General features: G+C 34.4%; 10 protein-coding genes. 3 read left to right on the forward strand and 7 right to left on the reverse strand.

All coding sequences use genetic code 11. From position 1 onward, the window contains the following. Positions 1–29: 29 nt before the first annotated feature. Positions 30–1541 (reverse strand): HEAT repeat domain-containing protein, encoded by a 1512-nt coding sequence (locus UABHE_RS14235; protein WP_372371003.1) that lies wholly within the window; start codon positions 1539–1541, stop codon positions 30–32. Positions 1542–1550: 9 nt separating this feature from the next. Then, on the reverse strand, positions 1551–3944 hold the full coding sequence (locus tag UABHE_RS14240; protein WP_372371004.1) for an SUMF1/EgtB/PvdO family nonheme iron enzyme: 2394 nt from the start codon (positions 3942–3944) through the stop codon (positions 1551–1553). A 442-nt stretch (positions 3945–4386) separates the two neighbouring features. Here UABHE_RS14240 and UABHE_RS14245 point away from each other — a divergent pair, with 442 nt between their 5' ends. Then, positions 4387–4752: a hypothetical protein gene (locus UABHE_RS14245; protein ID WP_372371005.1), complete on the forward strand. Its 366-nt coding sequence runs from the start codon at positions 4387–4389 to the stop codon at positions 4750–4752. Positions 4753–4950: 198 nt separating this feature from the next. On the opposite strand, the gene UABHE_RS14250 is transcribed toward UABHE_RS14245, so the two are convergent. Further along, positions 4951–5556: a hypothetical protein gene (locus UABHE_RS14250; RefSeq protein WP_372371006.1), complete on the reverse strand. Its 606-nt coding sequence runs from the start codon at positions 5554–5556 to the stop codon at positions 4951–4953. A gap of 186 nt (positions 5557–5742) precedes the next feature. On the opposite strand from UABHE_RS14250, the gene UABHE_RS14255 reads away from it, so the two are divergent. Beyond that, positions 5743–6414, forward strand: coding sequence for a hypothetical protein (locus tag UABHE_RS14255; RefSeq protein ID WP_372371007.1), 672 nt, complete (start codon positions 5743–5745; stop codon positions 6412–6414). After that, complete coding sequence (locus UABHE_RS14260; protein ID WP_372371008.1) at positions 6414–7691, forward strand: protein kinase; 1278 nt, start codon at positions 6414–6416, stop codon at positions 7689–7691. Before UABHE_RS14255 ends, UABHE_RS14260 begins: the two co-directional genes overlap by 1 nt. A gap of 28 nt (positions 7692–7719) precedes the next feature. On the opposite strand, the gene UABHE_RS14265 is transcribed toward UABHE_RS14260, so the two are convergent. The 4 genes from UABHE_RS14265 to UABHE_RS14280 all read right to left on the reverse strand — a co-directional run bounded on the left by UABHE_RS14265 (position 7720) and on the right by UABHE_RS14280 (position 13144). After that, entirely contained in the window at positions 7720–9054 is a 1335-nt protein-coding gene (locus UABHE_RS14265) for a sigma-54-dependent transcriptional regulator (protein WP_372371009.1), read from the reverse strand. 3 nt (positions 9055–9057) lie between these two features. Then, positions 9058–10728: a nitrogen regulation protein NR(II) gene (locus tag UABHE_RS14270; protein ID WP_372371010.1), complete on the reverse strand. Its 1671-nt coding sequence runs from the start codon at positions 10726–10728 to the stop codon at positions 9058–9060. A gap of 89 nt (positions 10729–10817) precedes the next feature. Continuing rightward, on the reverse strand, positions 10818–12035 hold the full coding sequence (locus tag UABHE_RS14275) for a type II secretion system F family protein (protein WP_372371011.1): 1218 nt from the start codon (positions 12033–12035) through the stop codon (positions 10818–10820). Positions 12036–12067: 32 nt separating this feature from the next. Continuing rightward, positions 12068–13144: a type IV pilus twitching motility protein PilT gene (locus UABHE_RS14280; protein WP_372371012.1), complete on the reverse strand. Its 1077-nt coding sequence runs from the start codon at positions 13142–13144 to the stop codon at positions 12068–12070. Positions 13145–13191 lie beyond the last annotated feature (47 nt).

The raw sequence follows: 13191 nt of genomic DNA on the forward strand, positions 1-13191 counted from the left end.
ATTATAATGTCGCAATTCTTTAGAATATCTTACTTTAAACGTTCCAGAGTTTTTTCAATCCACATTATCAATTCTGAGTTATCAGTTTCTTTTAGTTTATTTTTTAGAAACTTTCGATAGCGACTAAGATATTTTTTCATTTTTTCACTTTTATCCAGCGTTGTTAATGTATAAATAGCAACAATTTTTACTTTGGGATCTCTATCTCGTAATCTATCTGTTACTATTTTTACAGATTCAACAAACTCTTGCTTTTCAATAATGCTAATTGCGCGGTATCTAATATCTTTATTAGAATCAAGTGTTGCAAAATTTATTATCTCTTTGATAGGAGATAAATCTTCTTCTGTATTAAATAATGAATTCATTACTACGGTGCGTATCTCAAGACTTTTGCTACGCAAATATTTTTTGAACAGCAAAAGAATTTCCTGCTCTTCTGTGTATATTTTTCCTAAAGAACTCATCGCAGCAAGACGCTGTTCTCTTATATCAGAATTTTCAACTATAGAAATCAAAGCAGTAATAGCACTTTTTTCTTTCATTTCTCCCAAGCGTTCAATAGCACGCATCTGTAATTGAGGATTTTTTCCATATAAGAGATGGTTAATTTCTTCAACACTAGAATAACTTTCTTTAGGATCTTCCTTTTTCTCTTCTTTTACTTCTTTCTCTGAAGAGGGAGGAGAGACATCTTCTTTTGCAAGAGCTTCGTTTTTATCTTTTTGCACAGTATCTTTTTTTTGTTCGTTCTGTTCTTTCTCTGCTTGCTCCTGCGCAAGTTTTTCTTTTTCTTCTTGCTCTTTTATTTTTTTATCTTTTGCTACAGTTGTTTTCCAAAAATCAAAGTTTTTATGGAAATCTCTTTGTGGTCTAGTTACACCACCAAATCTATTCTTCGCAATGGTTCCTCCTGTTGTCCTTGAAAAATTATTACGTGCACGATTCAGTCTTTTATGCCAACGATTACGATTTGCTTCATTCCATTCTGAACCCGGAGGAAATTGCTCAAGTATTTCTTTTTCATCTTTTGTCAAAACAAGTTTTGGCTCTTCCAGAACCTTTTGTTTTTCTTCTATTCTTTTTTGTTGCTTTACGATCTTCTTTTCTTCCCGTTCACCACGTTCTTTTTGTCGTTCGCGATAGTCCTTAGCAACTTCATTTATTTTTTTTACTACTTTTGCTCGCGCATTGTAACTTTTTTCAATCACGACAATTTTATTAACATCGCCGTAGGGAATATACAGGTATCCTGGAGAATTTTTCACGTACCACAAACGGATGCCAAGATTGCGCATACTAGAACGTATTGCTCTCTCTTTTTTATTTGACAAATCGCGCACGATTTTCCGATTTTGATTTTTTAAAACAACATATCCACCATAGTTTTGCTTCTCTAGAAAAACAGCATTTCTCGCAACACCTTTAAAAGATGTTCCGTTTTTAAGTTTAACTTCTACAAGCCAATCGTTTTTGCCCTTTTGTGCGAAAAGGCATGTTGTTGCGATAACAAAAAGTAAAAAAAATTGAATGTTTTTCATAATTTAGGCTCACTTTACTATATTACAAACTCCACGCATTCCGCAGCTTCCGCCACGCCCTTCTGGGTTGCGACATCTACGAGCAGTTGTTCGCAGAAACTTTTTCCCTGTATACCACGATCCTCCGCGCAATACTTTTCCGATTTCTCCCTTTTGAGAATCTATTTTTGTAGCATCGGACTTACCTGGACCTCGAGGATTTTTTTTCGGAGATTTGGAATAGTAATTTTCTCCGTACCAATCTTTGCACCATTCCCAAACATTACCAGCCATATCCAAGCATCCATAAGGAGATGCTCCTTTTGAAAAACTTCCTACCCGCGATGTAGATTTTTGCCCGCGATTTCTTCCATAGTGAGGCTCTTCATTATAATTCGCTAACCAAGTTCCGTTTTCATCTGGAAGAGAGTTGCCCCAAGGGTATGTTCGTTTGTGATACGGATTTTTTTGTTGTTTTAAATCATCTCCGTCTAACCAAACACCACCTTTCGCTGTTTTTTCCCACTGTGCTTCTGTAGCAAGTATTTTACCTGCCCAAATACAGTAAGCTTTTGCATCCAACCAACTAATATTTACAACCGGGTGCTCTTCGTAAATGCCCCACTTAGGTGGTGTTGGTTTGGGATGTCCAGTTGCATCGCAAAAAGTCAAAAATTGATGCCATGTGGTAAGATACTTATCTATAAAAAATCCATCAACATACACGTTATGTTCTGGTTTTTCTATATCAGAGGAGGTTTCACTACTTCCCATAACGAACTCTCCACCTGGAATATACACAAGCAAAGATTCATCTTTTTCGCATATTATATGGCTATCGTCAAACCAGTGGAATCCATTTGGAAGTTTAATTTTAAGCTGCAGATCGGAAAGACCATTCTCTGCTTTGAGTGCTTGAGATTGCTCAAGAATAACCTCAAAATCGGATGTTTTTAAATGCACATCTTCTTTTGTAACAGGAGATTCATCTTTCATCGCCAAAGAGGAAGCAACGTAATCTGCCATTTCTGCTGGCGGAACTTGAATAACCTGCGTTTCTTCTTCAAAGACTACTTCATCTTCGTTTGAATCTTCGGTTTCAGGCTCCTGAATTTCTTCCACTTTTTCTTCAGGCATTTCGTCTTCTACTACAATGCTAATATCTTCTAACGTATCGTTTGTACTACTATTGTCTTCTATTTTGGTTTGTTTAACAGAAGATGGTATCATTTTTACAAGACTTTCTTTTGCCGTATTCATTTTTTCTAATAGCAAAGGCAGGCTCTCGTTTTCTTCCGTTTGTAAAACCTTCTGTAGAGTACTATAAATACGCTTTTTAGTTTCTACATCTGTCTCTACTTCATATCTTTGAACCAAATCAATGATAAAATCAAGACTTTTTTGAAAATTACTATACTCTTTGGCCGTTGAGAATATTTCGTCAAGAGATTTTTGCTGTTGTTCTTTTTCTAATTGCAAGATCCGCTCAAGTTGTTTTTCTTCAACTAAACCTTGCTCAAATCCTTCTTTTAAGATTCGCGAAGCCTGAGAATAGTTTTTTGTTTTTTCATATTTTGTTACGTATTTCTGAATATATTCCGTCAAAGCTTCGCGTATATCAGAAAGCATCTCTCCTGCGTGCTGATAACGGTCTTCTTGTTTTTTAGCAAGCGTTTTATCTAGTATTTTGCTTATTGAAGGAGCAATACCTTCTACTGAAGGACTTCTGAGACCAAGGTCTAATATTTTTTCCATGCAGTCGATACGTTTATTTTCATAGCAAACTTCGGCAATTTTTCCAAAAGGTGGATTACCTGTCAGCATTTCAAAAAAGATAACTCCTAAAGCATAAACATCTGCTCTCGCGTCAGGACGACCACGTAAGTCAAGTTGTTCTGGAGCCATATAAAGAAGTGTTCCATGGGGTCCAAGTATATTCGTCGCGCTGCGGCCAAAACGCGCAAGCCCAAAATCTAAAATGACCGGTTTATCTTCTCGAAAACAAATATTTTCAGGTTTTATATCTAAATGCCAAATTGGCTTTGATTGGGTATGAGCGTGTGCAATAGAATCTGTCATGTGATATAACAATCTTAGAGATCGCAAAGAAGAAATAGGAGCTTCCCTATTTATATAAGCGCGTAGCGTTTCCCCTTGTATAAACTCCATTGTATACCAAGGAATTTCGGCATATATATCAGCATCTAGAATCCCGACAATACCAGGGTGACTAAGTTGTTGTAAGGCTTTGACCTCTTCTTTGAATTGCGCAAGAAGAACATCTCCTGAATCGGAAAAGGGAGCTTTTATTAATATGTTTTCGTGCTTCACATTATAAACCGCACCCATTCCACCAACATTAAACTGTTTGTCAATGACGTAACTCTTAACTATATCCCCTTCATGAAAAGGTGGCTTTCCCATGAATATGCTCCAGTGTGTGTAGGACTGTGGTTTTTTGGATAGTGTAGTATTTACGAATTTAAAATTTAGGAAAATCCTAATAAATCGTTTGCAATTATAGCATATCGTGTATCCATTGACAAGACCATTTAGAGGTGATAGAGGTGATAGAGGAGTGAGTTATATTACAATTTTTATACCCAATCCCGTATAAATACGTAATTTAAGAATATTGTCAATAGTATAAACACATAACTGTATGCATCAAATATTGGTGACACTTAAGATTAATTTTATTTTGGTAACTTTGCACTTATAATTACTTGGTTGAGTTTCCGATAGGAACAGGTTAAGGATCGTATTTTTATTTCAACTAACACAAATAACTTTGAACATTATCCGAGCTGAGGTGTATATAAAAACAAACAAGTTCATTTTTTATTGTTATAAATCGGAGAAGTTCATGAAGTGTATTCAAGAAAGCTCGCTAGTTGTAGCGGGAATGAGTATTTTGGCATTCGTGACAACATACTTTGTTATTTCTACATTTTCTATCATTTATACTTATCTAGGAGTAGATTTATCAATCATAACAATAATCATTTCACCAGTTGTTTGGGTGTTGCTAAGCATTTTTAGTGTTATTGGTATCGTGGTAAAAGATTTCTGGATTAGCCGTAAGACTTGCGCACAGATCAATTTTGTTTTTGTTATTTTAATAGGGAGCTTTTTATCTTTTCAAATGATTAGCGCATCCACTCCCACCTTTGGCTTTCAAGGGCAACTTCCTCGTGAAGATAACAAGATAGAATCATCCTCAAAACCTTAAACTTAAAAGAACTACATCTTCACTAATTTTAGCTCTAACTTATAAAAGCGAGGTTTTCTTTTAATATCCTGAACCTCCTCTAATCCTTTATAGTGCTCATATACGTTTAAGAAAAAGCCTGGCGTTGTTAACAACACACCAGGCTTGAAAAAAAGATAATAAACCATAGAGAAAACTTGTTTTGAAAAAGTTAGATGTTTATTTCTTAGCCTTTTGAAATTCGTCCAGCTCTTTTTCGCTAAGTAAATCACCGTGCCCATCCACAAAAACATAGCCTTTTTTCTTAGGCCACAAAAAATAGCTCTTTTCGGAAACTAGAACATCTCTTCGGTTTTGCATATTTGCTTTTTGATGAAGAATATAAGACGAATGTTTATCTACAAAATCCCAAGCCTTGCTTTGATAGTTAAAAGTTGTGGTATCTGATGGCGACAAGAAGACTCTGTGCTCTAAATTCTTATACTTTATAACAAAATATCCTTTTAAATCGGAAGGTTTCGACGGAAGTTTACCATTTTTTTTATGATATTCGATCATTGCAATCGAAATCTCTTGCATATTATTTACACTTTCACCGTAAAGGCTCATTTTTAGCCATTCAAGTTTTTTCTCGTACTCTTCAGGTTTTTGATTTTCTCTATCTTTTTTTTCTAAACTATCAACTCTATCTACTAAATTTTTCAATACTTCTAAAAATGTAATTTTTCCAGATTTAAGATTTTTTTCCAAATCTTCATGATCTATATTCTGAGAGTATAAAAGTCCTGAAATACAAATTAAAGCTAGTAATAATAATATTCTCATTCCATTTCCTTTCAATGCTTATAGAAAAATTTCTTTGTGATTATATATTTGTACTTTTATATAATAGTCTCTGCAAAACTATACGGAGAAAAAAAATTTACAAAAAAAATTTACAAAAAAATCGGTAATAATTTCTACATAAAGAAAATTCTCCGTATAGCTATATAAAGAATTTAGGAAGAAAATATGAGTTATACTAACGATTTTATGAATTATATAGCAAGAGACGTCTCTGAAACCAATTTTAAAAAACACGGACAACCTGAAGAGATGGCGAAAAAATATGGTGTTTTTTTGCGCAAAATCTTAGAGGCTATCTTCAGAGATAACCAAATACCAATAATTATTGATAAAGAAGACGTTTTAATGGCGTTTTTGGGGATGAAACTCCCAGTTATTATGAAAAATTTTTCAAAAGAAAAGGGAAGCTTCAGAAAGTATTTAAAAAAATGCTTTAGGAACTATATCATAGACGAAATACGTAAGACACAATCGAAAAAAAATGTAGAAAATAGAACCGTTCCGATCAATGATAATGATTACAGTTTGAAAAATGAAGTGTACGAGCAAATAATAGACAAAGAATTTGACTTAGAATACTCAAAAAATCTATTTAAAATATTAGACTCGGAATTAGAAAGTGAAAATGCTGTACAATGTTTGCTTGGCGAATACCTAAAAAATTTCAAAAATACAGATAACGATTATAGAATTAATGAACGGTACTATCGCGAAAAAACGATAAATGTACTTCAAATAATAATATTTAGAGTTTTGAAAAAACAATGTTCTGATTTAGAACCAGAATATTTCTTTGAGTTATACATAAAGTACAAAAATTTAGGAAATAAACTTTGATGAAGTTTGATAAAGACTTTTTACTTCTCCTGAGAGGTTACTACAAAGAAGCAAAAACAATCTACGAACAAAAAATCGCCGATGAACCAAATGACCCTAACCACCTTTTCAATGGATTTTGCTCTTTTGTTTATTTTGGAAGAGAATTACCTAACCCAAAGAGAGATAAAATTTTTAAACAAGCACTAGAATATTACTTCAAATCTGTAGAGCTAGATCCGGAATATCAATTATTTAATAAAAGATACACAATAAAAGAAATAATAGGTGCCGGAGGAATGGGTGTTGTATTTCGAGTTTACGATACAAAATTGGATTTTGATAAAGCTATAAAAGTATTCAAACCGCATGAAATAAACATTACTAAATGCGATAAAGATCGCTTTATATCCGAGGCAAAAATGGTGCAAAGAATGGAAGATCAAAGGATTGTTAAAATATTTGATCTGTCACTGGATCCGTTGTACATGGTAATGGAATATATACAAGGAAAAAACTTAAAAGAATGTGTCCAAGAGTTTACAACTGACGAAAAGTATGATATAGCATTAAATATAGCAATAGGTATCAACGTATGCCATAGCTACGGCGTTATACATAGAGATATAAAACCATCTAACATATTGATAAAAAATGGTAATATTAAAATCATCGATTTTGGGATAGCTAAAAGTAGTTCATGTAATTCGTTAACTGAAACAGGGCTATCTCTTGGAACGGCAAAATATATCGCTCCTGAAATAAGAGAAGAAGCAAAAGAGGCAAACTTCGTTAGCGACATTTTTTCCTACGGTAGAACATTAATTTATTTGTTTTCAGAAGATTGTATCGATATCGAAAAATGCCCAAAAAAAATACAAAAACTACTTAAAAAACTCACAAAAAACTCCCCTGAAAAACGTTACCAATCCATGAGTCAATTTTTAGACGATTTCGGCAAATTACAACGAAAAAAAACTAGAATAATTTACTTAGTTTCAGCTTTTGCGGCATTTTTTTTACTTTTCAGTTTTTTCTTCGAAATAGAATTAAACCAAACTCTACCGCAGAATATTTCAAAGTCTCAAATTTTAAGATTTAAAAACATCCATAATTCGTGGGGGTTAGAAAGCAATCTTGAAGGTTTCGAAAATTTTACAAGCGAAAGAATATACAAATTATTAATACAACTGGATGAGTTCACAGGAATAAAGGTGACTAGTGAAAAACCCAAAAAAATTAATAATATTTGGTTCGAAAAGCATTTAAAGATGCTCGAAAAAATGCAATGGCGCTAACTCCGGTGATTTGCTTTTACCATTCCACTCAAAGCTTCAATCCATATTTTTTTACTTTGTAACGAAGTGAACGAAACGATAGGTTCAGAAGTTTTGCAGCTTGAGTAAGATTTCCATTGGTTTTGGCTAGGGCTTCTTTGATATAAAAACACTCGACTTTAGTAAGTTGATTTTCCAAATCAAAACCATCTTCTATCAATTCTGGTAATGAATTATCTGAGGCAGTGTTATCGTGAATTTCTAAATCTTCTTTTTGTATTATTGAACTTTCACAAAGAACAACAGTTCGATGAATTACATTACTAAGTTCTCTAATATTTCCTGGCCAATTATAATCGTGGAGAAGTTGCATGGCTTCTGCCGAAAACCCTGTTACATTTTTGTTATTTTTTTGCGTATAGAGTGCGAGAAAATAACCAGCTAACAGTGGAATATCTTCTTTTCTTTCGCGTAAGGATGGAACTTCAATAGGAATCACATTTAAGCGGTAAAATAGGTCTTCACGAAACTCGCCACGTTTTACCATTTCTTGTAAATTGCGATTTGTAGCAGTGATAAAACGTACGTCTGTTTTTTTAGCTTTAACACCTCCAATAGGCATAAATTCTCTATTTTCAAGTACACGGAGTAATTTTACTTGCGTTGAAAGTAGCATTTCGCCAACTTCATCTAGAAATAGTGATCCACTATTTGCAACCTCGACTAAACCTTTTTTGCTTTGTATTGCCCCGGTAAATGCACCTTGAACATGACCAAACAATTCTGACTCTAATAGATTCTCTACAAGAGAGCCACAATTAATTGAAATAAAGACTTGTTCTTGGCGCGAAGAAAAATTATGAATAGCACGCGCAACCAATTCTTTTCCCACACCACTTTCACCATGGATTAAGATAGTTGCGTCTGTTGGTGCCACACGCTGAATAAGGCTTTTTAATTTTTGCATTTGTAGAGAGTTACCAATTATTTTGGAATCTTTTTCTCGGTCGGCAACAGCAAGTTCTCGTTGATGAATACCTCGACGAACGATATTTACGATATTCTCATTATCAAAAGGTTTTCTTATGTAATTAAACGCACCTAGACGCATTGCTTCTACAGCGATTTGCCAATTAGAAAAAGCGGTAATTACGATAATGATAAGCTCAGGATACAGATTTTTTATTTTTTTCAGTAAGTCTAATCCTTCAATATCAGGCAACTTGAGATCCTGAACGACTAAGTCAAAGCATTCATCTTTCAATATTTGAAGTGCATCTGCTCCTGTTTGAGCTGTCCTAGTTTTATACCCTCTTTCTTCTAAAACGTAAGATAGAATTTGGCATATGCTTTTTTCATCATCAATAATCAGTATTTTTTTCATGGATTACGTTTCTATGGGAAAAAAAATAACAAAATCAGTTCCTTTTCCTAAGGTACTTTCTACGTAGTAAGCAGCACGATGAGATTCTAAAATTTGTTGTACAATTGCTAAGCCTATACCACTTCCTCCTGATTTCGTTGTAAAAAATGGCGTAAATATTTTTGTTGTTAAAAGTGGATCTATTCCCTTTCCCCTATCACTAAAAGACACTTGTATTCCTTTCGTAAAATCATCGTAGTAGAAGCCATGAATAGCACCACTTTTACAAAATTCCTCGAAAAGACAAGCCTTCGTTGAGACTGTTATAAAGTTTTCATTCTCTCCTTTGGCTTCTAATGAATTAATACCCAAATTGTAAAATAGCTGCTTTAGGTGTCCCAAATCACCTTTAATTGTAATGTTTTTTTCAACATTCATTTTTATCTTTGCATTGTTATCAGCACGTTGATTTAAAAGGAGTATTACCTCTTCTATAATATGCCCAATACTATGCGTTTGAAAATTAGGTTGCCGCAACTTTGAAAAGCGCAAAAAATCTTCAACAATACGATCAATTCTCTGTGATTCTTTTATCATGATATCAAATAGTATTTTTGCATTATCTTTGTTTGAAAATATGCGACTGAGTTCTTGACTAGCTCCTAGAATAGAGGCTAGAGGATTGCGGATTTCGTGAGCTATCATTGTTGCAGTTTCGTTTACTACTGACAAGCGCTCTGCCACTTTGATGGTCGCTTCCATTCGCTTTTGTAGTGAAATGTCTTTGAGTATTATAATAGACATTTTTACTTTTTTATTGATTGTAATTGGAGTAATTACGATGTTTAAAGGAATTTTTTTCTCTTGGTATTCCCAAACAACTTGATATTCCATAGGGCGATGCATTAAAATTCCCTTGAGGAGATCAAGATGTATGTTGTAGTTCAGTATTTTTAGTATAGAAAAATTATGATAATTTTTGGTTAGAGATAAATCTAACATTTTTCTTGCATCGTGATTAATATAACTTACACAATTTTTGTTATTTGTAACAAGAACACCATCAACTAAATGTTCTAATATTTCTTTGTGAAGTATTCTTTCCCTAAAACGAATAGCGGTAAGATGACCGCTAAAAAGAGCAACTAAATAAAACGACAATCCTTGAACAAATAAATAAGCGCGACAAAAATTTAAGTCGTTCTCTTGAGGAAAAGAAATAGGAGGAAACACTTTAAATATTGGAAGGTGAGATGAATGCAAGATGCTGATATAGTAAATAATAACACTAATAGATATACCTATAACTGCAAAAGAAGCGCAAAAAAGACTGACGCGCAAAGAAATAAACAAGCCAGAGTACAGTATAGACACAAAATACAATATAACAAATGCCGAAAGAATACCACCGGTAATATAAACGAGGATCGTTTCCATAAATAAATCAATTACTATTTGCAAAATGATAAATAATGACCACGAAAATCGAATGTACGGCGTCGCTATTAAAAAAAGAGTATTTATAATTAAAATAGCAATTAACACTAATGTATTTAGTGTGTTAACTTTAGGTCCATAATCTAAAAAAAGATGAATGGCAAAGCAAAGGCTTGTGATCGCAAAACGGAAAAATATGAGCCAATAGATTTGAGATTTAGTAACTGAATTTTGATATGTTTGTGTCGGAATATTCATCGAGTATTTACCTGACTTTGCTTCTTTTTATTACGCTTTTGGGATTGGTGAGTGGCAAAAATAATTATTGCCACTCACTTGTCTTTGTTTTAACCGCCGCGAGCCAATTGCTCTTGTAATTTGAAAATAGGTAAAAATACTGCTAATACAATTCCGCCCACAATAAATCCCATAACGCCGATCATTAATGGTTCGATCATAGAGGTTAGCGATTCTACGGAAGCAGAAACTTGCTGATCGTAAAATTCTGAGATTTTTTCTAAAAGCGCTTCTAGAGCACCTGCGCGTTCCCCGATCGCGATCATTTTCGTTACCATCGGTGGAAATACCCAAAAATCAGAAAGAGGGTCAGCTAAAGATTCACCTTGTTTTACGTTATTCATAGACGCTTTTACAGCATCTTCAATAATAGTATTTCCTGAAGTTTGCCCTACAATTTCTAAAGAACCTAAAATTGGTACACCACTCCGAATTAAAGTTGCAAATGTTCTAGTAAAACGTGAAATTGCGACTTTTTGAAACAGTGTTCCAAAAACCGGTGATTTAAGCATTAGAAAATCAAAGTGCCGACGCCCTTGTTTTGTTGTTACATAAACCTTAAGAGCAATAAAGAAAACTATTGTACCACCAAAAAGTTCTAGCCAGTATAATTGTAAAAAATCAGAAAGTTCTAGAAGGCCGATGGTAATCCCTGGCAGTTCGACACCTAGAGATACAAATATTTCTTTAAATTTTGGTATAATACCCACTAAAAGAAAAGCAGTAATACCAAAAATCATTGCTAAGGAAATCACAGGATACGTCATGGCACTTTTGATTTCTCTACGCAATTTTGCTGTTGCTTCTTGATATTCTGCTAATCTTGTTAGAATAACATCAAGTTGACCACTAGCTTCCCCAGCTTTAACCATACTTACGTATATTTTAGGAAAAACTTTTAAGTGAGCACCAAGAGCTGTTGAAAGGTCACTACCTGATCGCACGCGGTCAACAACATCTCCTAGAATTTTCGCAAAACCTTGGTTTGATTGTTGGTCTTGAAGTATCTCTAAACTCTCTAAAAGAGGGATACCCGCGGAAATCATTGTTGATAATTGGCGCGTAAAAATTACCATGTCATCAAGTTTCACCTTGACTTTGGCTTCACCAAATTCCAGTTGCAATAAGGATTTTTTCTGATCAATATTTATAACAATAAGTTGTTTTTGTCGCAATTGGATAACAACGTCTTCGCGGCTAGATGCTGTCATTTGACCCAAAATTTCCTGACCGCTGTTGTCTTGCGCTGTATATTTATAAACAGGCATACTTCTTTACCTTTCCTACCTCATGATTAATTCTACTTGTTCCATTTCATAAACTGTCGATGCAGATCTTCGGGATCTGTACTGCGGATTAAAGCTTCCTCTTTACTAATCATTTTTTTATCAACCAAGTCAAATAAAGATTGATTCATTGTTGTCATTCCAAATCTTCCACCTGTTTGAATAAGCCCTTTTATCTGCTCGATTCTTTTTTCGCGGATCATGTTCCGTAGTGCGGGGGTTGCAATCATAATTTCAGAGGCAAGTACACGTCCTCTTCCTGATATGTGCGGTAAAAGTTGTTGGCAAAACACTCCTTCAAGTACAAATGATAGCTGTGTGAGTATTTGTGCCTGCTGGTATGCTGGAAATACATCGACAATACGGTTAATAGTTTGCGGACAATCAGTGGTGTGAAGTGTTGCAAAAGTTAAGTGCCCGGTTTCTGCAACAGTTAATGCCGCTTCCACAGTTTCGAGATCGCGCATTTCTCCCACAAGTACAATATCAGGATCTTGACGTAGTACTGCTCGCAAGGCATGTTTAAACCCGTGTGTATCACCACCTATTTCTCTTTGGTTGACTAAACAACTCTTGTTTGGATGAATAAATTCAATAGGATCTTCAATAGTCATTATGTGCTCTGATCTATGTTCGTTAATATAGTTAATCATAGACGCAAGAGTTGTTGACTTTCCACTACCAGTAGAACCAGTAACAAGTACTAGACCTTTTGGTAGTGCACACAACCTTTTACAAACATTTTCGGGAAGACCAAGGTCTTGAAATGTTAGTAAATCATATGGAATGATTCGCAAAACACCACCTACGGCACCGCGTTGTAAAAAAACATTGGTTCGAAAGCGCCCTAACCCTTGGATACCAAATGATAAATCCAATTCCCATTCTTTTTCAAATCTGGCAATTTGTTCGTCATCAAGTATAGCGTAAAGTAATCTTTGTGTTGTTTCTGGATCAAGGACATCATAATCAGTATCAATCAGTTGACCATCTACACGAACTCGCGGCCTTGATCCAGCTGATAAATGCAGGTCCGACCCACCTTTTTCTACAAGAGTTTGTGTTAATTCTTCAATGCTAGAAGGAAGCATCCTTATCCCTTTTAAAATGTTTACGGAAAATATAGTTTACACCTGTG

Source organism: Candidatus Uabimicrobium helgolandensis (assembly GCF_041508025.1).
Taxonomy (GTDB): domain Bacteria; phylum Planctomycetota; class Uabimicrobiia; order Uabimicrobiales; family Uabimicrobiaceae; genus Uabimicrobium; species Uabimicrobium helgolandensis.